Source organism: Herbiconiux sp. 320_LB, assembly GCF_059691755.1.
The window spans coordinates 297,350-319,395 of the sequence record NZ_JCAWAD010000003.1; the positions used below are offsets into that span (position 1 = coordinate 297,350).

Here is a 22,046-nt window from a genome sequence, read left to right on the forward strand (position 1 = left end):
AGCCGTCGGCTCGAGCGCTCGGCGCGAGCCGTGGGGGGACGCTCAGAGCTCCAGCACCAGCCGCGGGCACGCCGCCCGCGACACGCAGATCATCATGACCTCGTTCGAGTCCTGCTCCGCCGGGGTCAGCACCGAGTCGCGGTGGTCGACCTCGCCCGAGACCACCGGCGTCTCGCAGGTTCCGCAGGTGCCCTCGCGGCACGACGACAGCACGAGCACGCCCGCCTCCTCGACCACGTCGAGGATCGTCTTTTCCGGCGGCACCTCGACCGTGATGCCCGAGAGCTCCAGCTCGACCTCGAACGACTCGTGACGCACCGGTTCGGTCGCCTCCCGGGCCTCGAACCGCTCCAGGTGCAGAGCCGAGGCCGGCCAGCCCGCCGCGCCGGCGACCGCCTCGAGCTCGAGCAGCATCCGGGCCGGCCCGCAGCAGTAGACGAAACCGGGGGCCGGGTCGCCGGCGCTTCCGGCCAGCTCCGCCCCGATCGTGCCGAGGTCCAGCCGCCGCCCCGCATCGGCGGCGTACACCGAGACCGCGTCGCCGTAGCGCTCGACCAGCTCGTCGACGAAGGGCATCCGCTCCAGCGAGCGCCCCGCGTAGTGCAGCACGAACTCGGCGCCGGCGCGGGAGACCGCGTCGAGCATCGGCACGAGCGGGGTGATCCCGATCCCCCCGGCCACGAACTCGTAGCGCGACCCGGCGACCGGTGGCACGAGGGCGAAGTGGTTCAACGGCCCCCGGGCGACCAGCACCGTGCCGGCGGCGGCGTGCGTGTGCAGGTGCTCCGAGCCGCCCCGGCCGTCCGGCTCGCGCAGCACCGCGATGCGGTAGTGCTCCCGGTCGGCCGGGTCGCCGCAGAGCGAGTACTGCCGTTCGACTCCGGGCTGCACCCGCACGTCCAGGTGCGCACCGGGGGTCCATTCGGGCAGCGGACCGGCCTCGGGGTCGGCGGCCCGGAGCGTCAGCATCAGCACGTCGACCGCGACCGATCGCGCCTCGGTGACGACCAGCTCGAACTCGGGAAGAGCTCCGCTCACGATCCCGCCCTCCGTTCCTTGACGATGAACAGGTGGTACTCGCCGCCACCCGGGGTGTGCCACCGGTGCAGCGTGCCGCCGGCGTAGTGGATCGAGTCGCCCGGCTCCAGCGTGTAGCTGCCCTCGTCGGCGAGATCGACGAGCACGCTGCCGTCGACGACGTGCAGGAACTCGTCCTCGTCGTGGCGGTAGAACTCGCCCGGGCTGCGGTTGGAGCCGCGGAACTCCATCGGGATGAAGCCGACGTCGCCGTGCACCAGGATGCGCGCCTCGCCACCGCCGAACGGCCCCTGCGGCCCCTCACTCCGCCGCACGAGCGAGACCCGGTCGCCCGTGCCGCTGGGCACCAGGTCGTCGGTCGCCGCCGCGATCAGCTCGATCTGGCTCGAGCCGAGCGCCCGGGCGATCCGCTCGAGCGAGGCCATGCTCGGCCGGGCCTGCCCGCGCTCGAGCTGGCTGAGGAAGGGATGCGAGAGCTCGGCCAGTCGCGCCAGCTCCACGAGGGTCAGTCCGCGGGCCTGACGCACCGAGCGGATGCGCGCGCCCAGGCGCACGGTCTGCTCGTCGAGGGCGACGCTTCCGGAGGTGATGAGGAGCCCCTTTCGAACCGGGTCAAGGAGACAGTAACCACGTACCCCGCTCCCGGCGAAATCGCCCACGGCGGCAATTTACATTCGGAAATGCCCGCGTTACGTCGCCGAAACGCGCCGTCCGTAGCGTGGCCCATGTTGAAGCCATCAACATCAGCGCCCGCATCCCGGGCGGGATCCACGACACAGGACAGAGCGGGAGAACCACTCGGTGCACACGCTCCCCCAGCCTCTGACGAGACTCACCAGAGCGACTCTCGCGAGCGGCGAGCGGGTCGATCTGGAGCTCACGGGAGACACCGTCACCGCCGTGGTGCCGGCCGGCTCGGCGTCGGCCTCGTCCGACCCCGAGACCGCCCTCGACCTCGACGGCTTCCTCCTCCTCACCGCTCCCGCCGAGCCGCACGCGCACCTGGACAAGGCCCTCTCCTGGGATCTGATCGACCCGCCGATGGGCGACCTCGTGCTCGCCATCGAGTCGTGGAAGCGCTTCTCGGCCACCCAGACCGTCGAGAGCATCGCCGACCGGGCGAGGCGACAGGCCCTGCTGATGCTGCAGAACGGCACGACCGCCATCCGGTGCCACGTCGACGTGCTGCAGGGCGACGACCCGATGCGCGGGGTGCGCGCCCTCGTCCGGGTCCGCGAGGAGCTCCGCGACCTGATCGACCTCCAGCTGGTCGCCCTCGCCGGCCCCAGCGTGCCCGACGAGCACGTGCGCGAGGCGATCGAGCTCGGCATCGACCTCGTCGGCGGCGCCCCGCACCTGGCCGACGACCCGGACGCCGATCTGCGCCGCCTGCTCGCGATCGCCACCGAGCGCGGCACCGGAGCCGACCTGCACACCGACGAGAGCCTGGCCGGCGCGATCACCCTCGGCACCCTCGCGGCCGAGGTGCGCGACTGGCCCGCCGACCGGCCCGTGACGGCCGGGCACTGCGTGCGCCTGGGCACCCTGGAGCCGGGCGAGCTAGACGGTCTGGTGGATGCGGTGGTCGCCGGCCGCATCGGGATCGTCGCCCTCCCGATCACCAACCTCTACCTGCAGGGCTGGGAGCATCCGGTCGCCACCCCCCGGGGGCTGACGGCCGTGCGCGCCCTGCTGGATGCGGGCGCCCGACTGGCCGCGGGCGCCGACAACGTGCGCGACCCCTTCAACCCGGTCGGCCGGAGCGACGCGCTCGAGACCGCCTCCCTCCTGGTCACCGCCGGCCACCTCACCCTCGACGAGGCGTACCGAGCGGTCAGCGACGGCGCGCGCGACGTGATGGGCCTGCCGGCCGCCGGCATCGCCGTCGGCGCTCGCGCCGAGTTCCTCGCGGTGCGGGGCGTCAGTCTCTCGGACGTCGTGGCGAACGCCCCGGCCGACCGCTACGTCATCCATGCCGGCCGTCTCGTCGCCCAGAGCGAGGTGTTCAGCCGGATCGCCGCGCCGTCCCTGCGCAGCCCCGAAGCCACCCAGCCCATTCTCGAAACGAGGTGAGAAGCCCCATGTCCATCGCCCCACCCCTCGTCGCTTCGGCGACCACGACCGCTCAGCTCCTCCACTTCGAAGACGTCGCGATGACCTTCCCCAACGGGACCACCGCGCTCTCCGGAGTCAACCTGACCGTCAACCGCGGCGAGTTCGTGACCGTCGTCGGCCCCTCGGGCTGCGGCAAGTCGACGCTCCTTAGGATCGCCTCGGGCCTCACCCCCGCGACCCAGGGCGTCACCGAGGTCGACACCAGCCGGATCGGCTACGTCTTCCAGGATGCGACCCTGCTCCCCTGGCGCGACGTGCAGGCCAACGTCGAGCTGCTCGCCGAACTCAACGGCAAGCCCAAGAAGGAACGGCAGCGCACCGCCGCCGAGGCGATCGAGCTCGTCGGGCTGAAGGGCTTCGAGAAGGCGCTGCCGAAGACCCTCTCGGGCGGCATGAAGATGCGCACGAGCCTCGCCCGCAGCCTCACCCTCGACCCCGAGCTGTTCCTGTTCGACGAGCCCTTCGGTGCGCTGGACGAGATCACCCGCGAGCGCCTCAACGACGAGCTGATCAAGCTCTTCACCGAGCAGCAGTTCGCCGGCCTGTTCATCACCCACTCCGTGTCGGAGGCGGTCTACCTCTCGACCAAGGTCGTCGTGATGTCGGGGCGTCCCGGCACGATCGTCGACACCTTCGAGGTCGAGTTCCCCTTCCCCCGCGACCCCGAGATCCGCTTCACCGCCGAGTTCGCCGAGCTCTGCGGCAAGGTGTCGCACGCACTCCGAGAGGGCCACCACTGATGACCACCACCCCTCCGGCCCCGCCGAAGAACCGCACCCTGATGCGGCCCGCCACGGTGAAGAAGTCGAAGTCGGTCACCATGACCTGGCTGCCGCCGGTGCTGGTCTTCCTGGGCCTGCTGGCCATCTGGTACGCCATCACCTACCTGGTGCTCGACGAGAAGCGCCGATTCCTGATGCCTCCGCCGCACGAGGTGGTGGCCGCGTTCTTCGACCCGGAGACCTTCGGGGAGATCATGGTGGCGCTCGGCCGCACCACGATCGTGGCCTTGATCGGCCTCGCGATCGCCATGGTGATCGGCGTGCTCTGGGCCATCGCGATGAGCCAGGCGAAGTGGGTCGAGCGCTCGCTCTACCCCTACGCGGTGGTGCTGCAGTGCATCCCGATCCTGGCGCTCGTGCCGCTGATCGGGTTCTGGTTCGGCTTCGAGTACCCGGCCCGCATCATCGTCTGCGTGATGATCGCGCTCTTCCCGATGGTGTCGAACACCCTGTTCGGTCTGCAGTCGGTCGACCCGGGCCAGCGCGAGCTGTTCCAGCTGCAGCGGGCCAACCGCTGGACCGTGCTGACCAAGCTCGAATTCCCCGCCGCCCTCCCCGCGATCTTCGCCGGGATGCGCATCTCCGCGGGTCTCGCCGTCGTCGGCGCGATCGTGGGCGACTTCTTCTTCCGCCGCGGCGACCCCGGTCTGGGCTCGCTGCTCAGCACCTACACCGCGCGCCTCCGTTCGGCCGAGCTGTTCGCGACGATCTTCGTCGCCGCGCTCCTGGGAGTCGCGATCTTCGCGATCTTCGGCTGGGTCGGCAAGCGCGCCGTGGGCCGCTGGTACGACTTCTCGGCCAACTAGCTCTCCACCCCGCACCACCGCACGTCCCGCACCATCGCACCTGCACCACCTCTCATTCCGCACCACCCCACAAGGAGATGAAATGCGCAGATCCCGAACCCGGCTCGTGCTCACGACCGGTCTGGCCGCGGCGACCGCCGTCGCCCTGGCCGCCTGCTCGAGCGGAGCATCCAGCACCGAGACGAACGCCGCATCCGACACCGAGATCGGCTCGGTCGACCTCGCCGCCGCCGGGTGCCCGGCCACCGTCGTGCTGCAGACCGACTGGAACCCCGAGGCCGAGCACGGCCACCTGTACCAGCTGCTCGGCCCCGACCCCGTGATCGACGCGGGCAAGAAGAGCGTGAGCGGGCCGCTCTACAGCAAGGGCGAGTACACCGGCGTGAACGTGGAGGTGCGCTCCGGCGGACCCGCGATCGGCTTCCAGAGCGTGACCTCGATCATGTATCAGGACCCCGACATCATGCTCGGCTACGTCTCGAGCGACGAGCAGATCGCCAACTCGGCCGACTTCCCCACCACGGCCGTCTTCGCGCCGCTGGAGAAGAGCCCGCTGATGATCATGTGGGACCCGGCGACCTACCCCGACGCCAAGACCATCAAAGACGTCACCAGCAAGGACGCCGTGGTGCGCTACTTCGCCGACTCGACCTACATGGAGTACCTGAAGGAGTCGGGCCAGGTTCCCGAGGCCCAGGCCGACGGCAGCTACGACGGCACCCCCGCCAACTTCGTGGCCGACCAGGGCAAGGCCGCTCAGCAGGGCTTCGCCTCGGCCGAGCCGTACATTTACGAGAACGAGGTCGCCGACTGGATGAAGCCGGTCGACTTCCAGCTGATCAACGACACCGGCTGGGACTACTACCAGTCGGTCATGGCCACCCGCACCGGCGACCTCGACGCGAACGCCGGCTGCCTCAAGGCGCTGGTGCCCGTGCTGCAGCAGGCCGAGGTCGACTACTTCGCCGACCCGGCTCCGGTGAACACGCTCATCCTCGACCTGGTGAAGCAGTTCGACACCGGCTGGGTGTACTCCCAGGGCGTCGCCGACTTCTCGGTCAAGCAGATGATCGACCTCGGTCTGGTGTCCAACGGCTCGGACGACGCCATCGGCGACCTCGACCCCGACCGCATGTCGTCGTTCTTCGACAAGGCGGTGCCGATCCTGGAGAAGATCGGTTCGACCCCGGCCGACGGCCTCACGGTCGACGACCTCTACACCAACGAGTACATCGACACCTCGATCGGTCTGAAGTAGCCATGACGCTCCCCTCTGTGACCGCGTCGTCGCCCACCTCCGCAGCCGGCTCCGGACGGCTGGACGGCAAGCGCGTCGTGGTCACGGGGGGAGCCCGTGGCATCGGCGCCGAGATCGCCCGTCGCTGCGCCGCCGAGGGGGCCGAGATCAGCGTGCTCGACCTCCTCGCCGAGCAGGGCTCCGCACTGGCCCGCGAGCTCGGCTGCCACTTCGTGCCCGTCGACCTCAGCGACAGCCAGAGCACCACGGATGCGCTGGGCCGGGCCATCGAGGCCCTCGACGGCATCGACGTGCTCGTGAACAACGCCGGCATCCTCCGCTTCTCCCCGCTGCTGGACATCTCGGTCGCCGAGTGGGACCGGATGTTCGCCATCAACACCACCGCCATGCTGGTCACCACGCAGGTCGCGGCGCGCTCGATGATCACCGCCGAGACCGGCGGCACGATCATCAACCTCGCGAGCATGGCCGGCAAGACCGGCGGCGCCGGGCAGGGGCACTACGCCGCCTCGAAGGCGGCCGTCATCGCTCTGACCCGGGTGACCGCGCTGGAACTCGGCGCATCCGGGATCACCGCCAACTGCATCTGCCCCGGCTACGTGCTCACCGAGATGGGCGCCGCCACCCGCACCGAGGCCGACGTCGCGGAGTGGTCGAGCTACTCGCCGCTCGGCCGGCTGGCCGACCCCGCCGACGTGGCGGGGGTCGCGGCCTTCCTCGCCTCGGCGGACGCCTCGTACCTCACCGGCCAGGCCATCAACGTCACCGGCGGAATGGTCATGCACTGACCCTCCGGCCGGCCCCTCCCGTCCCACCCGATCACCCACGCACCAGAGGAACCACCATGACAGCGTCAGCCGACCAGATCGCCGCCCTCGCCGCGGAGCTCACCGCCCTGCTGGGCGAACGGGGTGTCACCACCGACCTCCGGGGGCGGGAGAAGGCCTCCGTGGACGGGGCGAAGATGTCGCCCATCCTGGCCGAGCAGCTGCCGCTCGGGCTCGCCGACCTCGTCGCGTTCCCCACGAACGCCGAGCAGATCGCCGAGGTCGTGGCCGCCGCCGTGCGGCACGGCGTCTCGGTGACCCCGCGCGGCAAGGGCACGGGCAACTACGGCCAGGCCATCCCGCTCGAGGGCGGGCTGGTGCTCGACCTCTCCAAGGCGCGCGCCGTCGTGGAGGTGGGCGAGGGCCGGCTGACCGCCGAGGCGGGTGCGACCATGGTCGCGATCGAGCAGGCGGCCCGCGAGACCGGGCAGCAGATCCTGATGTACCCCTCGACCGCGCAGTCCTCGATCGGCGGGTTCCTCTCCGGCGGCTCCGGCGGCACGGGCTCGATCAAGCACGGCTCGAACATGAGCGGGGAGTACGTGCTCGCGCTCGACGTGGTCTACGCCGGGCCCGAAGCCGCGCTGGTGCACGTCGAGGGCGAGGCCGCGCAGCCCTACGTGCACACCTACGGCACCGCCGGGATCATCGCCCGCGCCACCATCGCGCTCGAGCCGATGCAGGAGTGGGTGGGGCTGTACGCCAGCTTCCCGACGTTCGCGGAGGCGACCTCCGTGCTCCAGCAGATCGGCTGGCTCGAGCCGACCCCGCGACTGGTCTCGGCCGACCTGCCGACCATCGCCGACGCCCTGCCGGACGACCCGGCCATCCCCAAGGGGCGGGCCTCGCTCCGCGCCATCCTCGACGTCGCCACGGTCGAGGGCGCCACCGCGCTGATCGAGGGCGCGGGCGGGCGGGTCGAGGAGGTCCGCGAGGGGCCGCAGGCGACCGTCAAGATCTCGATGCTGAGCTACAACCACCCGATCGAATGGCTGCAGAAGTCCTCCGACGAGACCTACTTCCACGTGGAGGTCTCGGGGTCGGCGCTGGTCGACCGCCTCGAGGAGGTGCACCAGGTCTACCCCGGCGCGATGCTGCACATCGAGGCCCAGCGCGACCACCCGATCGGCATGCTCGCGGCGCCCTACATCAGCCCCGAGGCGGTCTACGCGGGCTACGACCGGCTGACCGCCCTGGGCGTCGGCTTCCACAGCCCGCACCAGTGGTTCGTCGACCACCAGGTCGACCGCACCAAGGCGCTGGCCGCCGAGACCGATCCGTCCGGACTCCTCAACCCGGGCAAGCTGCCCACCGGCGAGACGGTGCCGACCGGCACCAAGTGGGCCGGCGCCCGCCCGTCCGCTTCCCAGGCCGACCAGCCGGTGCGCGCATGACCGCCCCCGAGACCCGCAAGCTGGTCGAGCTCTCCGGCGACGGCCTGGCCCGCGCCCTGTCCGCCGACTCGGTCGTCGTCCTCCCCACGGGCGCGATCGAGTACCACGGGCCGCACCTGCCGCTGATGACGGACTACCTGATCGCCGACAGCGTCGCGAACGCCGCGGTGTCGGCGGCGGCCGCCGCCGGTCAGGACGTCTGGATCCTCCCCACCCTCGCCTACACCAAGTCCGACGAGCACCACTGGGCACCCGGCACGATGTGGATCAGCTGGGACACGCTGATGCAGACCGTCACGGAGCTTGGCAACTCGATCGCCGCGACCCCGGCGACGAAGCTGGTCTTCTTCAACGGGCACGGCGGCAACCTGGCGCTGCTCCAGGTGGCGAGCCGCGAGCTCCGGCGCCGGTTCGGGCTGCAGACCTTCCTGATGGGCGCGACCGTGCCGCCGGGCGACCACGACGGGCCCGAGGAACTCGGTCTCGGCATCCACGCCGGTCACGCCGAGACCTCGCTGGTGCTGCACCTGCGGCCCGAGCTGGTCGACCTCTCGGTCGCCGAGCGGAGCGTGCCCGAGCACCTCGCCGACTTCGAGCACATCGGCTTCCGCAAGCGCGTCACCTTCGGCTGGCTCTCGAACGACTTCGGCACCAACGGCACGCTCGGCGACCCGACGGGGGCGACGGCCGCGTACGGCGCCGAGCTGTTCGACCGCTCGGTCGCGGATGCGGTGGCCGCCTTCGCGGAGATCGCGCGCTTCGACCCGGCCGGCGGGGCGGACGCGGTCGGAGGCGCGGGCTCGGGCACGGAATCGGGCGCGGGCTCGGGCACGGGCACGGGCGGGGCCTCGGCGTGATCGAGGGCCCGACTCCGGGCGACCTCCTGGCCGAGTGGCTGCCCGCCAACGACGACCCGGTGCGCCCCCTGATGACCCTCAGCACGCGCTCGGCGAGCGGGTACCCCGATGCCCGCACCGTCCTGCTTTCCGAGTTCGACGACGACGGCCTGTACTTCCACACCGACTCGCGCTCGCGCAAGGTCGCCGATCTCACGCACGACCCCCGGGTCGCGCTCACCCTCGTCTGGCCCGGCCGCCAGCTCACCGTGCAGGGCGACGCCAGACGGGCGTCGACGGATGAACGGGGCTGGGCCTACGAGCACCGCAGCCGCTACCTGCAGCAGCTTGCCTGGCTGAACACCCCCGATTTTGCTCACCTCTCGCTGGAGGAGCGACTGGCGGAGTGGGCCGCGTTCGACGCCGCGCATCCGCAGCTCACCCCGCCGGACACCTGGGACGGCTTCGTCGTCCGTCCCGTGCGCCTCACCTTCTGGGAGGGCCGCACCGACACCGCCAGCCGCCGCACCGAGTTCCGCCTGCCGCCGGACGGCTCGGCCTGGGAGCGCCACCTCCTCCCAGGCTGATCGCCACCCGCGCGGTGAGGCCTCGGGGTGGGTCTTCCCTCCGAGTCATTGGCCGGGCCTGGCGGACGTCCGCGCAGCGGACGTGGGAGATGACTCGGAGGGAAGACCCACCCCGCGGCCGGACCCACCCACGAGAGGGTCAGTGCTTCGCGGCCGCGGCCGCGATCGCCTCGGTCAGCACCGTGAGCAGCCGCGGCGAGTCCAGCGCCGGCAGCACGACCTCGATCAGCACGGCCTTGTCGGTGGTCGCGCGCGCCACGGCGAGCGCGTCGGCCAGCTCGTCCTCGGTGCGCGCGGTGGCGGTGACGACCCGGTCCGCGGCGCCGAACGCGGCGGGCACGAGGGTCCAGTTCCACGGCGTGATGTCCTGATACACCGCGGCCGGGCTCTGGATCTTGCGCTCGACGGTGTACCCGTCGTTGTTCAGCAGGAAGACGATCGGCGTGTGGCCGCCGTGGAAGATGGTGGCGAACTCCTGCACGGTCAGCTGCGCCGCTCCGTCGCCCACGAACAGCACCGACCTCCGCCCAGGAGCCGCGACGCACGCGCCCAGCGTCGCCGGCACGGTGTAGCCGATCGCCGACCAGACCGGCTGGCCGAGCAGATCGGACTCGTCAGGGAGCACGAGGTCCAGGGCTCCGTAGAAGCTTGTGCCCGCATCCGCGATCACGGTCGTGCCGGGCTGCAGCCAGTTCTGCACCGAGCCCCAGAAGTGCTCCTGGCTGAGCGGGCGGCCCGCGGCGGGCGCCGCGGCATCCGGGACCGCCGGGTGCCCGACCGGCTCGACCGGTTCGCGCGAGGAGTCGCCGAGCACCTGGTGCAGTGCGCGCAGCGAGTCCTCCAACCGCACGCCGTAGAAGGTCGTGTCGGCGATCCGCGCCGCGGTGAGCCCGAGCTCGACCGCGAGGTCCTCGTCGAACTCCTGGGTGAAGAACCCGGTCAGGAAGTCGCTCATCACGGTGCCCGCGAGCACGAGGAGCGGTGCTCGGTCGACCGCCTCGCGCGCCTCGGCGACCCGGGTGAAGGCGCCCATGTAGGTGCCGAGCGAGGCCGGGTGCGACTCGTCGAGCACGGCCTTCGACATGTTCTGCGAGGCGACGTAGACCCCGTCGTGGTCGGCGATCCGCCGCACGAGCGACTCCAGGCTCCGCCGGTGCACCTGGGGGCCGACCAGCAGGGTGACCTGCGGATGACCGGCCACGGCCTCGGCGAGCGCGGTGGTGAACCGGGCGAGCTCGGAGGCGTCGCTCGAGGCGGCCAGGAGCGGCGTGCGGAGGTTGGCGGCGTGCACGGGCGCGATCGCCACGTCGGCCGGGATGCCGAGGTACACCGGCTTCGACTCGCGGAGCGCGGTCATCAGCGCGGCGTCGATGTCGCGGGTGGCGGTGGCGGTGCGCACGATCGTGGCCGAGGCGGTGACCTCGCGGTAGGCGCGGTAGAAGTGCTCGTAGTCCCCGTCGATCAGGGTGTGGTGGAGGTGGAGCCCGGCGGCGCGGGCGGTGGTCGAGGGCATCCCGGTGATCTGCACCACGGGGACGTCTTCGGAGAAGCTGCCTGCGACGCCGTTGATGGCCGAGAGCTCCCCCACTCCGAAGGTGGTGACGAGGGCGCCGAGCCCGCGACGGATGCGGGCGTAGCCGTCGGCCGCGTAGGCGGCGTTCAGCTCGTTGGTCGAGCCCACCCAGTGGAGACCGGGCACGGTCACCATCTGGTCGAGCAGGCTGAGATTGAAGTCGCCGGGAAGCCCGAAGACGTGGTCGGCACCGAGTTGCACGAGGCGGGTGGCGAGGTACTGGCCGACGGTGACGGTGGTCACGCGGGGGGCAGCGGGGGCAGGGTTTCCGGATTGTGTCTGGTCGCTCATGCGCACAGCATCTCATCCGGGGTGCTCAGGCCGGGGTCGTGACCAGCCGTTCGCGGATCGTGTCGATGCCGAGGGCGACCTCGGCGAACGAGGTCGACAGCGGGGAGAAGCCGAGGCGGATGCCGGCGGGCCGCCGGAAATCCGGGATCACCCCGTCCTGCCACGGCTGGGGCACCATCGCCGGGAACGCGGGATGGTCGATCGTCACGTGGCTGCCGCGGGCGGCGGGATCGCGCGGCGAGGAGAGCGTGACCCCGAGCGGCACCAGCTGCCGGTCGATCTGCTCGACGGCGAACGCGGTCAGGGCGACGGACTTCTGCCGGATGGCGTCGATCCCGGCGCGCTCGATCAGCTCGAGCATGGCTTCGATCGCGATCATCCCGGTGATCGGCGGGGTGCCGCTGAGGAAGCGGCGGATGCCCTCGGCGGGGCGGTAGCCCTGGCCCATCTCGAACGGCGCCCGCTCCCCCATCCAGCCCTGGACCGGCTGCACCAGCTCGTCGATCAGTCCGCGGCGCACGTAGACGAAGGCGGGCGACCCCGGCCCGCCGTTCAGGTACTTGTAGGTGCAGCCGGTGGCGAGGTCCACATCCCAGGCGTCGAGCTCGATCGGCACCGACCCGGCCGAGTGGCAGAGATCCCAGAGCACGAGCGCGCCGTGCTCGTGGGCGAGGGCCGTGATGGCCGGCACGTCGGCGAGGTAGCCGGAGCGGTACGCGATCTGGCTCAGCACGACCAGGGCGGTCTGCGGGCCGATCACCGCCTGCACGTCGGCCGCCGTCGCCCCCGTCGCGGCATCCGGGTCGATCCAGCGGATGCTCGTGCCGGTCTCCTGCGCGATGCCCTCGACGACGTAGCGGTCGGTCGGGAAGTTGGCGCGGTCGATGACGATCTCGCGGCGACCCGGACGGGCGGTCAGTGCCGCCCGCACGAGCTTGTAGAGCGAGACCGTGGTGGAGTCGCCGACGAGCGTCTGCCCGGGCCCCGCGCCGAGCACGGCCGCCCCGATCCGGTCGCCGAGGGTCAGCGGCAGCTCGAACCACGACTCGTCCCAGCCGCGGATGAGGCGGCCACCCCACTCCTCCTCGACGAACCGGCGGTAGCGCTCCGCGAGCGCCGCGACCGGGCGGCCGAGCGAGTTGCCGTCAAGGTAGGCGGGCACGGCCGGGTCGGCGGTGCCGACGAACTCGGCGCGGAAGGCCCGGAGCGGGTCGCGGGCGTCGAGGGCGGCGGCGTCCGTGTCCTGCGTGGTCATACCGTCACCCTAGCCCGCCGAGCCGCCGGGCCCGGCGCCTACTCGGTGCCTACTCGGCGGTGGCGAGTTCGCCTGCGAGCTCGTCGAGGAAGGCGTCCGCCCCCGCGTCGTCGCTCGCCAGCACGATCTCGTCGCCGGACGTGATCCCAAGGCTGAGCACGGCGAGGATGCTGCGGGCATCGACCGCCTGCTGGTCGGGGCGGCCGATGGTGACCTTCAGGCCGCTGTCGGTGACCTTCTTGACCAGGAGGCCGACGGGGCGGGCGTGAAGTCCGGAAGGGGCGGTGATGGTGGTCCGGCGCTCGGGCACGGTGATCTCCTTGGTTCGACGGTGAGGAGGGTTTTGCCCGAACGTGGTAACAATCCCCGGACAGGCTACACGAGCCGCCCGGGGCGACCGACCGCGCCGCCTTGCGTCCCGCAGCCGCTCGGGTTAGCATCCTCGTGGCTTGTCACTGCAATTGCAGGCAACACCGGCGCTGTTCTCGACGACGACGACAGCAGGAGTGTTTTCTAGGAGTGCAAGTGATCGTTCGGCGGGTTCTGAACAACAGCGTGGTCGACGCCCTCGACGACTCGCTGCAGGAGGTCATCGTCTTCGGCAAGGGGCTGGGGTTCCACTCCAAGCCCGGCGAGACGATCGACGAGTCCCTGGTCGAGAAGGTCTTCCGGCTCGACGACGACGCGGCCAGCCGGCACTTCGCGAGCATCGTCGCCTCGATCCCGGCCGACATCCTCTCGGCCACCGCCGACCTGGTCACCCGGGCCCGCGACGAGCTGAGCGCCCGGATCAGCGACAGCCTCTACGCCGCACTGGCCGACCACCTCGCCTTCGCCGTGCAGCGCGCCCGCGACCACGCCGAGTCCACGGTGCCGCTGGCGGTCGAGGTGCGGCGGTTCTACCCCACCGAGTACGCCTTCGCCAAGAGCGCCGTGGCCGAGCTGAACGCCCGGCTCGACGTGGAGCTCCCGCCCGAGGAGGCGACGAGCATCGCCCTGCACGTCATCAACGCGCAGGTCGGCGGCGCCGCCGACAGTGCGACCCGGTTGATGGAATTGACCCACTCCATCCTCGACATCGTGCGGCTGCACTTTGGCCTGGCATACGACGAGGAGAACCCGGCGTACCTCCGCTTCGTCACCCACGTGCGCTTCTTCGCCCAGCGCGTGCTGCTCGGCGAGACCTTGCAGCGCGACGACGCCGAGCTGCTGCGCATCCTGCGCGAGCAGAAGCCCGCCGCGTTCGCCTCGGTCGACAAGGTCGACGCCTTCGTGATGCGCAGCCACGGCCACGCGATGACCGCGTCCGAGAAGGTCTACCTCGGGCTCCACATCGCCAACTTCCTCTGACCCCCGACCCGATCCGCCACCCCACGACCCATCACCCCACCACCCATCACCCCACCACCCATCACCATCACGAATCGAATCCGAAGCCGCGTCAGGGAAACCGCGTGAAGCCCGGGATTCTCTACTCATCGGAGAGTTCCATGAAATACGACCAGGATGCCGCGGCGATCATCGCCGCAGTCGGCGGCGACGAGAACATCGCGTCGCTCTACCACTGCGTGACCCGCCTGCGCTTCGGCCTGAAGGACAACGCCAAGGCCGACCCCGCCGCCCTCACCGCCCTCGCGCCCGTGATGGGCGTGAACGACGCCGGGACCCAGTACCAGGTCGTCATCGGCAACGACGTCCCCCTGGTCTACCAGGCCGTCGTCGCAGCGCTGCCGCGGCTGGCGTCCGGCGAGACGCCCGAGGAGGACGCCGCCGCCGATCAGGGGGCACAGGGCAATCCCGTCAAGCGGGTCTTCAACCGCTTCCTCGACTTCATCTCCGGCACCTTCGCGCCGATCCTGCCCGCGATCGCCGGCGCGGGACTGCTGAAGGGCGTCCTCGCCCTCGCCAACGCCTTCGGCTGGGTCGATCCGCTGTCGCAGACCTACCTGATCTTCTCGGCGATCGCCGACGCGGTCTTCTTCTTCCTCCCCGTGGTCGTCGCGATCTCGGCCGCGCGGAAGCTCGGTGCGAACCCCTACGTCGCGGGCTCCCTCGGCGCCGTGCTGGTCTACCCGGCGCTCACGACGCTGCTGGCCGCGGGCGACCCGGTGTCCCTCCTCGGCGTGCCCGTCACCGCCGTGTCGTACTCGTACTCGGTCATCCCGGTGCTCCTCGGCGTGTACCTGATGTCGTGGGTGGAGCGCGGGTTCAGCGCGATCATCCCCTCCTTCCTCAAGCTCACCTTCGTGCCCATGCTGACCCTGGTCATCGTGGCGCCGATCATGCTCGTCGTCCTCGGCCCGCTCGGCACCTTCGTCGGCAACGGCGTCGCCGGCGGCATCAACTGGGCGCTGGACAACGGCGGCGCACCCGCCGGCTTCGTGATCGGGGCCCTGCTTCCGCTGATCATCATGACGGGCATGCACTACACGCTCGTGCCGTTCATCCTGCAGAACCTCGCGACCCTCGGCTTCGACAAGTTCCTGCCCCTCACCTACGTGCAGACCTTCGCGACCGCGGGTGCCGTGTTCGGCGTCTTCCTCCGCGCGAAGAACAAGCAGGTCAAGGCGCTCTCGCTCTCGACGACCTTCACCGCATTGATGGGTGTGACGGAACCCGCGCTGTACGGTCTCGCACTGCCGCTGCGCCGCCCCCTGATCGCCACGATGGCCGGCGCCGGCGTCGGGGGCGCCGTCTCGCTCGGCTTCGGGGTCAAGGCCTACGTGCTCGCCGGCAACGGCGGTCTGCCCGGACTCCCCGGTCTCGTGGGCGAGACCTTCGTCTGGGCTCTGGTCGGGATCGTCATCGCCTTCGTGGTGTCGACCGTGGTGTCGGCGGTGCTCGGGGTCGACGAGGGCATCCTCGCGCGGACGGCCGAGGGGGCTGCCGGGCGGGGCGGGGCGGCATCCGCCTCGGCCTCCGCATCCGCATCCGCCGGGCCTGCCGCATCCGCTGTGGCTGCCGGCTCGCCCGCGCCTGCCGGCTCCGCCGCGGCTGTGGCATCCGATGTGTCTGTGGCATCCGGTGCGCCTGCCGCGTCCGCCGTCGCCGGCGGGTCGGCCCTCGTGGGCGAGATCCTGTCCTCCCCGCTGACCGGCGAGCTCGTGCCCCTGGATGCGGTCCCGGACACCACCTTCTCGCAGCGTCTCGTCGGTGACGGCGCCGCCATCCGCCCGACCAGCGGCGAGGTGACCTCCCCCGTCGACGGCGAGGTGGTGACCGTCTTCCCCACCGGGCACGCGGTCGCGGTGCGCGGTGACTCGGGCGTCGAGATCCTGATCCACATCGGACTCGACACCGTGGCCCTCAAGGGTCGCGGCTTCCAGGCGCGCGTCGCCGCCGGCGACAGGGTCGCGGTCGGCGACCGTCTGCTCGACTTCGACCTCGCGGCGATCAGCGCCACGAACGACCCGGTGAGCGTCGTGGTCGTCACCAACGCCGCCGGCTACACCATCGATCCGGGCACGACCGGGCCGGTGCGCGCGGGAGACGCCCTCATCCGCGTCACCCCGGCGACCGCGGCCGAGCCCGCCCGGGAAGGAGCGAACGCGTGAGCGGCATCGACACCAGCACCGGGCCCACCGCCGGCGTCGGCACCGACCCCGCCCCCCACGGCGCGACGGGTCCCTTCCCCGAGGGCTTCCTCTGGGGCGTCGCCTTCGCCGCCAACCAGGTCGAGGGCGGGTTCGACGAGGGCGGCAAGGGTCTGTCGCAGGCCGACGTCATCCCGTTCCGCACCGCGCGCGACTACGTCGACATCAGCGCGCTGATGAAGGCGACGGATGCGACGATCGCCGAGGCGGTGGCCACCCCGGGCGCCGCCGGGTACCCCAAGCGCTCGGCGAGCGACTTCTACCACCGCTGGGAGGAGGACGTCGAGCTCTTCGCCGAGCTCGGCCTGAAGGCGCTGCGGATGTCGATCGCGTGGTCGCGGATCTTCCCGAACGGCGACGACGCGGAGCCGAACGAGGAGGGGCTGCTCTTCTACGAGCGCCTGTTCACCCGGCTCCGCGAGAAGGGCATCGAACCGGTCGTCACGCTCTCGCACTACGAGATGCCGCTGCACCTCGTGACCGAGTACGGCGGCTGGACGAACCGCGCCGTCATCGGCTTCTTCGAGACTTACGCCTGCACCGTGCTGACGCGCTACCGGGGGCTCGTGCGGTATTGGCTGACCTTCAACGAGATCAACACCACGCTGATCGAGCCGTACACGGGCGGCGGTGTGATCGAGCGGGAGCCCGCCCCCGGCGTCGATCCCCGGCAGGCCGCGTTCCAGGCGCTGCACCACCAGTTCGTGGCGAGCGCTCGGGCGACGGAGCTGGCGCACGAGATCGATCCGGAGGCGCTCGTGGGCTGCATGCTCGCGCGGATGGCGCACTATCCCGCCTCGAGCGACCCGGCCGACGTCGTCAAGGCCCAGTGGGACAACGACATGAACCTGTTCCACACCGACGTGCAGGTGCGGGGTCGCTACCCCGGCACGGTGCGGCGGTTCTGGCGTGACGAGGGCATCCACGTGGTCATGGAGCCCGGCGACGAGGAGCTGCTCGCGGCGCACACCGTCGACTTCCTGTCGTTCAGCTACTACATGAGCCTGGTGTCGTCGGTCTGGCCCGAGAAGTACGGAGCCACCGGCGGCAACCTGTTCAGCACGATCAAGAATCCGCACCTGCCCACCACCGAGTGGGGCTGGCACTTCGACCCCGTGGGCCTGCGCTACGTGCTCGACGACCTCTGGGACCGCTACCAGATACCGCTGTTCATCGTCGAGAACGGGCTGGGCGCGACGGATGCGCGGGAGGGCGACGCGATCCACGACGAGTACCGGATCGACTACTTCCGCGAGCACCTGCGGCAGGTGCGGGAGTCGATCGCCGACGGGGTCGAGCTCCTCGGCTACACGGCCTGGGGCGGGCTCGACATCGTCAGCGCCTCGACCTCGCAGATGACCAAGCGCTACGGGGTGATCTACGTGGATCTCGACGACGCCGGTCGCGGCACTGGCGATCGTCTGCGGAAGGACAGCTTCTTCTGGTTCCAGCGACTGATCCGGACGAACGGGGCGGTGCTGGACGAGGGGTGAGGCGCGGCCGGGCCGGGCCGGGCCTGGCCCTGACCGGTCTGGCCGCATCGGCCGGGCCTGGCCGGGTCGCTCAGCCGGACAGGCCCAGCCGGTCGGCGACCAGGGACATCGCCTCCGCGAAGGCGAGCTCCTCGCCCGGTGCGGCGCCGCCGGAGAGGTCGACGCCGGCGACCCCCTCGAGCGCGAGCAGCTGCTCGCTGAGGCGGGTCGCCGCATCCAGCCCGGCTCGCCGAGGATCGGCGGCGTCGAGGATGCCGTCGAGGTAGCCCTCGGGCAGCACCAGGGTGGTGAACGACTTGAGCAGGGCGGCGCTGCCGCGGTCGATCACCATCGGCACGCAGGGGATGAATCCCGGGGCGACTCCGGTCTCGTGCACCGCCGCGATGAACCGCCGCACCGGCTCGGCCCCGCCGGAGTGATTGACGAAGCAGAGGTCGGCGCCGGCGAGCACCTTCTCGTGCAGGCGCGACGGCCGTCGGTCGACCGGCGGCGTGGCGGGCGATTCCCCCACCGACACCAGGTGTCCGGCGCGGCGGGCGAGCGCCGCCACCTGGGTCGAGTCGAGGTCGAAGACGGGCAGGGCGTCGGGCCGGTCTCCGATCAGGGTGTGGTCGCCGGTGACGCAGTGCACGCCCGCCACCCCGACCTCGGCGAGCCCGGCGAGCTCGCCCTCGATCGCGACCCGGTTGCGGTCGCGGGCGTTGATGCCGGTCCAGACCATCAGGCCGGTCTCCTGGATGAGGTGGGCGCGGTAGGCGGGCGGGAACTGCACCCGGGCGGCTCCGGAGTCGCCCGCGAGCGTCGCATCCACGTGGCCGGCGAGCGCCTGGGCGCAGTCGACGAGCGACCGGCGGTCGAGGGCCCGGCCGGGGAAGTCGGCGACGACGATCTGGCGGGTGCGGAGCAGCTGGCGCATCGCGGCGCTGCCGGGAGTGGGTGTTGGAGTCTGGGCGGCTGCGCGGGTCGGATCGGGGGTCGCGGCGTGATCGGGGGTCGCGGCGTTCGGGATGCCGTGCCACCGGACGGTGGGGGTGTCGAGGAACACGCAGCGGAACTCGGCGACCTCGCACGCACCGTCGAATCCGACGCCTCCGCAGGGGCCATACTCCATGTGCTTCGGGCAGGCCGCACGACGTTCTGCGGCGGTGTCGGTGGGCGCGCTGGCGGTCACGCGCTCATGCTAGCCGCGGCCTGTGACGCCCGTGTTTCGTCCGCCCGCCCCGCTGCCGTTCCAGGGTCGGCCGCTCCACCTAGGATCGACGCATGAGCAGCCCGTACGACCTCGTCATCCGCGCCGATTCCGTCTTCACCGGGGGCGAGTGGCGGCCCGCGGTCGTCGCCGTGCGCGACGGCGTGATCGCCGCCATCGCCGAGCTCGACGAAGACGTGCCCGGCCATGAGGTCGTCTCGCTGCCGGCCGGCCACGTACTCGTCCCCGGCATCGTCGACACGCACGTGCACGTCAACGAGCCCGGCCGCACCGAGTGGGAGGGCTTCACCACCGGCACCCGGGCGGCCGCCGCCGGTGGGGTGACGACCATCGTCGACATGCCGCTCAACAGCATCCCGCCCACCACGACCGTCGAGGGGCTCGCCGTCAAACGCGAGGCCGCCGCACCGCAGGCCTTCGTCGACGTGGGGTTCTGGGGCGGGGCGATCCCGTCGAGCCTCGGCGCCCTCGAACCGTTATGGAACGAGGGGGTCTTCGGGTTCAAGGCGTTCCTCTCCCCCTCCGGGGTCGACGAGTTCCCGCACCTGTCGCGCGCGCAGCTGCAGCAGGCGCTCGAGGAGATCGCGTCGTTCGACGGTCTGCTCATCGTGCACGCCGAAGACCCCGAGGTGCTCGATCGCTCGGTCAACCGGGGCGGCACCGACTACGGGGCCTTCGTCGCCTCGCGCCCCGAGCTGGCCGAGGAGGATGCGATCGCCGCCGTGATCGCCGGGGTCAGGTCCACGGGGGCCCGCGCCCACATCCTGCACCTCTCGAGCGGTCGCGCCTTGCGGCTGATCCGCGAGGCGAAGGCCGAAGGCCTGCCGATCACGGTCGAGACCTGCCCTCACTACCTCAGCTTCGCTGCCGAGCACATCCCCGACGGCGCGACCCAGTACAAGTGCTGCCCGCCGATCCGCGACGAGGCGAACCGCGAGCTGCTGTGGGAGGCGCTGCTCGACGGCACGATCGACCTGATCGCCTCCGACCACTCGCCCTCCACGCCCGAGCTGAAGTTCGCCGGCGACGGCGACTTCCAGGAGGCCTGGGGCGGCATCTCCGGGCTGCAGCTGTCGTTCCCGGCGGTGTGGACGGCGGCGCGCCAGCGTGGCATCCCGCTCGAGCGGGTGCTCGGCTGGATGGCGACCGGCACCGCCTCCCTGGTCGGTCTCACCGGCCGGAAGGGTGCGATCGAGGTGGGGGCGGATGCCGATCTGGTCGCCTTCGCACCCGAGGAGTCGTTCGCGGTGCAGGCCGCGGCCCTCGAGCACAAGAACCCGGTCACGGCCTACGACGAGCGCACCCTGTTCGGGGTCGTGCAGACCACCTGGCTCGGCGGCGCGGTCGTGCACCGGGCGGGCGATCTCCGGGCCTCGCCGGAGCGGGTCCCGGATGGTCGGCTGCTCGCGCGTTCCAGGGAATGACCCCCCACGTAAATTGGGCGTAAATTCCGCGGCCGCGGGCGTGCATCCGTTCACCGCCCCTCGGAGCAGACGACAGACTGGAGGGGCGCGGACCGTGCCTGATCCGGCTCACCGCCGTCGGTCGCGCAGGGAGTAGGGAAACATGGCCATCGTCCTCGGACCGCATCAGTACGGCAAGGCGGAGAACCGCATCGTGCGCGTCTACCGTGAGAGCCCTCGGCACGAGATCCACGATGTGAACGTCTCGACCGCTCTGCGCGGAGACTTCGACGCCGCCCACCTAGTCGGCGACCAGAGCGCCGTGCTGCCCACCGACACGCAGAAGCAGACCGCCTACTCCTACGCGAAGGAGAAGGGCCTGACCTCGATCGAGTCGTACGGGCTGACGCTCGCCACCCACTTCGTCGACGACGTCGAGCCGGTCTCGGGCGCCCGGATCGAGATCGAGGAGTACGCCTGGGAGCGCGCGGTCGTCGACGGCGCCGAGCACGACTTCACCTTCGTGCGCAAGGGCCAGGAGACACGCACCGCCGCCATCACGGTCGAGGGCACCGGCGACGCTCAGGAGTTCTGGATCATCGGCGGCTTCAAAGACCTCGTGCTGCTGAAGACGACGGGGTCGGAGTTCCACCACTTCCTGTCCGACTCGTACACCGTGCTCGAACCGACCAGCGACCGCATCATGGCCACGTCCCTGGTGGCGAAGTGGCGGTTCATCAGCGAGGAGCTCGGCGACCCGCAGGAGTTCGACTGGGAGGGCGTGTACCTCGGCATCAAGCAGACCATGGTCGAGGTCTTCGCCTCGCTGCACTCGCTCGCGCTGCAGCAGACCCTGTACGAGATGGGCAAGGCGGTGCTCGAACGCTTCCCGTTCCTCGCCGAGATCCGGATGTCGGCGCCGAACAAGCACCACTTCCTTTACGACCTCTCACCGTTCGGCGTCACCAACGACAACGAGGTCTTCAACGCCGACGACCGCCCCTACGGCCTGATCCAGGCCTCGGTCCTCCGCGACGACGCCCCCGCCGCCGGCCCCGCCTGGACCCCCGCGGCCGGCTTCGCCTGATCCCCCGCGCTTCTCACAACCCCCACCCACCCCTGCTCGTCGAGAAGTCATCTTTACGTCCAAAACCCTTGAGTTGGACGTAAAAGTGACTTCTCGGCGAGCAGGCGAGGGGGGTGGAGCGGGGGGAGGGGTCAGCTGCCCCGGTAGGTGGAGTACGCGAAGGGGCTGAGGAGGAGCGGCACGTGATAGTGCGCGTTCGCGTCGGCAAGGTCGAAGGTGATCTGCACCTCGGGGTAGAAGGCCTTGACCTCCTGCTCGGCGAAGTAGACCCCGGTGTCGAAGCTCACGCGGTACCGGCCGGGGTGCAGCTGACGCGGGCCGAGCTCGTTGACCCGCCCGTCGGCATCCGTCTCGGCTGAGGCGATCACGACCCAGGAGCCGACCTCGTCGCGCTCGAGCACGACGGGCACCCCCGCGGCCGGACGCCCGATCGTCGAGTCGAGGACGTGGGTGGTGACGTGACTCCGGTCGGTCATGCGAACTCCTGTCGGTGCGAGG

General features: G+C 71.0%; 20 protein-coding genes. 13 read left to right on the forward strand and 7 right to left on the reverse strand.

What is annotated here, in order from left to right; translation table 11 throughout:
• Positions 1-42: 42 nt before the first annotated feature.
• A complete protein-coding gene (locus AC59HU_RS09315; protein WP_497223103.1) occupies positions 43-1,038 on the reverse strand; it encodes a PDR/VanB family oxidoreductase in 996 nt (331 codons plus the stop codon).
• Positions 1,035-1,697, reverse strand: coding sequence for a helix-turn-helix domain-containing protein (locus AC59HU_RS09320; RefSeq protein ID WP_497223104.1), 663 nt, complete (start codon positions 1,695-1,697; stop codon positions 1,035-1,037). The genes AC59HU_RS09315 and AC59HU_RS09320 overlap by 4 nt, the downstream gene beginning before the upstream one ends.
• Before the next feature lie 142 nt (positions 1,698-1,839).
• Between AC59HU_RS09320 and AC59HU_RS09325 the strand changes: the two genes are divergently transcribed.
• The 8 genes from AC59HU_RS09325 to AC59HU_RS09360 all read left to right on the forward strand — a co-directional run bounded on the left by AC59HU_RS09325 (position 1,840) and on the right by AC59HU_RS09360 (position 9,643).
• On the forward strand, positions 1,840-3,111 hold the full coding sequence (locus AC59HU_RS09325) for an amidohydrolase family protein (protein ID WP_497223105.1): 1,272 nt from the start codon (positions 1,840-1,842) through the stop codon (positions 3,109-3,111).
• Between the two features lie 8 nt (positions 3,112-3,119).
• Positions 3,120-3,893, forward strand: a complete 774-nt coding sequence (locus AC59HU_RS09330) for an ABC transporter ATP-binding protein (RefSeq protein ID WP_497223106.1) — start codon at positions 3,120-3,122, stop codon at positions 3,891-3,893.
• Positions 3,893-4,741 (forward strand): ABC transporter permease, encoded by an 849-nt coding sequence (locus AC59HU_RS09335; RefSeq protein ID WP_497223107.1) that lies wholly within the window; start codon positions 3,893-3,895, stop codon positions 4,739-4,741. Before AC59HU_RS09330 ends, AC59HU_RS09335 begins: the two co-directional genes overlap by 1 nt.
• Before the next feature lie 82 nt (positions 4,742-4,823).
• Positions 4,824-5,999, forward strand: a complete 1,176-nt coding sequence (locus AC59HU_RS09340) for an ABC transporter substrate-binding protein (RefSeq protein WP_497223108.1) — start codon at positions 4,824-4,826, stop codon at positions 5,997-5,999.
• Between the two features lie 2 nt (positions 6,000-6,001).
• On the forward strand, positions 6,002-6,787 hold the full coding sequence (locus tag AC59HU_RS09345) for an SDR family NAD(P)-dependent oxidoreductase (RefSeq protein ID WP_497223109.1): 786 nt from the start codon (positions 6,002-6,004) through the stop codon (positions 6,785-6,787).
• A 56-nt stretch (positions 6,788-6,843) separates the two neighbouring features.
• Positions 6,844-8,220 carry an FAD-binding oxidoreductase gene (locus tag AC59HU_RS09350; RefSeq protein ID WP_497223110.1) on the forward strand — a complete coding sequence of 459 codons (1,377 nt, stop codon included), beginning with the start codon at positions 6,844-6,846 and terminating at the stop codon, positions 8,218-8,220.
• The gene (locus AC59HU_RS09355) at positions 8,217-9,077 is read left to right on the forward strand and encodes a creatininase family protein (protein WP_497223111.1); all 861 of its coding nucleotides are present in this window, start codon (positions 8,217-8,219) and stop codon (positions 9,075-9,077) included. The genes AC59HU_RS09350 and AC59HU_RS09355 overlap by 4 nt, the downstream gene beginning before the upstream one ends.
• Positions 9,074-9,643: a pyridoxine/pyridoxamine 5'-phosphate oxidase gene (locus tag AC59HU_RS09360; protein WP_497223112.1), complete on the forward strand. Its 570-nt coding sequence runs from the start codon at positions 9,074-9,076 to the stop codon at positions 9,641-9,643. The genes AC59HU_RS09355 and AC59HU_RS09360 overlap by 4 nt, the downstream gene beginning before the upstream one ends.
• A 139-nt stretch (positions 9,644-9,782) precedes the next feature.
• Here the strand turns inward: AC59HU_RS09360 and AC59HU_RS09365 are convergent, their stop codons facing one another.
• From AC59HU_RS09365 to AC59HU_RS09375, 3 genes are read right to left on the reverse strand one after another with little or no spacing between them, the layout of a single operon-like run.
• Complete coding sequence (locus AC59HU_RS09365) at positions 9,783-11,507, reverse strand: alpha-keto acid decarboxylase family protein (RefSeq protein ID WP_497223113.1); 1,725 nt, start codon at positions 11,505-11,507, stop codon at positions 9,783-9,785.
• 25 nt (positions 11,508-11,532) lie between these two features.
• Entirely contained in the window at positions 11,533-12,762 is a 1,230-nt protein-coding gene (locus AC59HU_RS09370; protein ID WP_497223114.1) for a kynureninase, read from the reverse strand.
• Between the two features lie 49 nt (positions 12,763-12,811).
• Positions 12,812-13,072: an HPr family phosphocarrier protein gene (locus tag AC59HU_RS09375; RefSeq protein ID WP_497223115.1), complete on the reverse strand. Its 261-nt coding sequence runs from the start codon at positions 13,070-13,072 to the stop codon at positions 12,812-12,814.
• A 215-nt stretch (positions 13,073-13,287) separates the two neighbouring features.
• Between AC59HU_RS09375 and AC59HU_RS09380 the strand changes: the two genes are divergently transcribed.
• The 3 genes from AC59HU_RS09380 to AC59HU_RS09390 all read left to right on the forward strand — a co-directional run bounded on the left by AC59HU_RS09380 (position 13,288) and on the right by AC59HU_RS09390 (position 17,848).
• Positions 13,288-14,112, forward strand: coding sequence for a PRD domain-containing protein (locus AC59HU_RS09380; protein ID WP_497223116.1), 825 nt, complete (start codon positions 13,288-13,290; stop codon positions 14,110-14,112).
• A 140-nt stretch (positions 14,113-14,252) separates the two neighbouring features.
• Positions 14,253-16,316: a beta-glucoside-specific PTS transporter subunit IIABC gene (locus AC59HU_RS09385; protein WP_497223117.1), complete on the forward strand. Its 2,064-nt coding sequence runs from the start codon at positions 14,253-14,255 to the stop codon at positions 16,314-16,316.
• Entirely contained in the window at positions 16,313-17,848 is a 1,536-nt protein-coding gene (locus AC59HU_RS09390; RefSeq protein WP_497223118.1) for a glycoside hydrolase family 1 protein, read from the forward strand. The genes AC59HU_RS09385 and AC59HU_RS09390 overlap by 4 nt, the downstream gene beginning before the upstream one ends.
• Positions 17,849-17,918: 70 nt before the next feature.
• Here the strand turns inward: AC59HU_RS09390 and AC59HU_RS09395 are convergent, their stop codons facing one another.
• The gene (locus tag AC59HU_RS09395) at positions 17,919-19,019 is read right to left on the reverse strand and encodes a methylenetetrahydrofolate reductase (protein ID WP_497223119.1); all 1,101 of its coding nucleotides are present in this window, start codon (positions 19,017-19,019) and stop codon (positions 17,919-17,921) included.
• Between the two features lie 92 nt (positions 19,020-19,111).
• Between AC59HU_RS09395 and allB the strand changes: the two genes are divergently transcribed.
• Both allB and pucL read left to right on the forward strand, forming a co-directional pair.
• Positions 19,112-20,482 (forward strand): allantoinase AllB, encoded by a 1,371-nt coding sequence (gene allB / locus AC59HU_RS09400; RefSeq protein ID WP_497223120.1) that lies wholly within the window; start codon positions 19,112-19,114, stop codon positions 20,480-20,482.
• Positions 20,483-20,624: 142 nt separating this feature from the next.
• Positions 20,625-21,548: a factor-independent urate hydroxylase gene (gene pucL / locus AC59HU_RS09405; RefSeq protein WP_497223121.1), complete on the forward strand. Its 924-nt coding sequence runs from the start codon at positions 20,625-20,627 to the stop codon at positions 21,546-21,548.
• Between the two features lie 131 nt (positions 21,549-21,679).
• Here pucL and uraH read toward each other — a convergent pair whose 3' ends face one another.
• Complete coding sequence (uraH, locus tag AC59HU_RS09410; RefSeq protein ID WP_497223122.1) at positions 21,680-22,024, reverse strand: hydroxyisourate hydrolase; 345 nt, start codon at positions 22,022-22,024, stop codon at positions 21,680-21,682.
• Between the last annotated feature and the right edge of the window lie 22 nt (positions 22,025-22,046).

What these genes read in the sequence shown, in the direction of transcription:
- AC59HU_RS09330 (WP_497223106.1), top strand. Translation starts at nt 3,120, where the DNA reads ATGTCCATCGCCCCACCCCTCGTCGCTTCGGCGACCACGACCGCTCAG.
- AC59HU_RS09335 (WP_497223107.1), top strand. Translation starts at nt 3,893, where the DNA reads ATGACCACCACCCCTCCGGCCCCGCCGAAGAACCGCACCCTGATGCGG.
- AC59HU_RS09340 (WP_497223108.1), top strand. Translation starts at nt 4,824, where the DNA reads ATGCGCAGATCCCGAACCCGGCTCGTGCTCACGACCGGTCTGGCCGCG.
- AC59HU_RS09345 (WP_497223109.1), top strand. Translation starts at nt 6,002, where the DNA reads ATGACGCTCCCCTCTGTGACCGCGTCGTCGCCCACCTCCGCAGCCGGC.
- AC59HU_RS09350 (WP_497223110.1), top strand. Translation starts at nt 6,844, where the DNA reads ATGACAGCGTCAGCCGACCAGATCGCCGCCCTCGCCGCGGAGCTCACC.
- AC59HU_RS09355 (WP_497223111.1), top strand. Translation starts at nt 8,217, where the DNA reads ATGACCGCCCCCGAGACCCGCAAGCTGGTCGAGCTCTCCGGCGACGGC.
- AC59HU_RS09365 (WP_497223113.1), bottom strand. Translation starts at nt 11,507, where the DNA reads ATGAGCGACCAGACACAATCCGGAAACCCTGCCCCCGCTGCCCCCCGC.
- AC59HU_RS09370 (WP_497223114.1), bottom strand. Translation starts at nt 12,762, where the DNA reads ATGACCACGCAGGACACGGACGCCGCCGCCCTCGACGCCCGCGACCCG.
- AC59HU_RS09385 (WP_497223117.1), top strand. Translation starts at nt 14,253, where the DNA reads ATGAAATACGACCAGGATGCCGCGGCGATCATCGCCGCAGTCGGCGGC.
- allB (WP_497223120.1), top strand. Translation starts at nt 19,112, where the DNA reads ATGAGCAGCCCGTACGACCTCGTCATCCGCGCCGATTCCGTCTTCACC.
- pucL (WP_497223121.1), top strand. Translation starts at nt 20,625, where the DNA reads ATGGCCATCGTCCTCGGACCGCATCAGTACGGCAAGGCGGAGAACCGC.
- uraH (WP_497223122.1), bottom strand. Translation starts at nt 22,024, where the DNA reads ATGACCGACCGGAGTCACGTCACCACCCACGTCCTCGACTCGACGATC.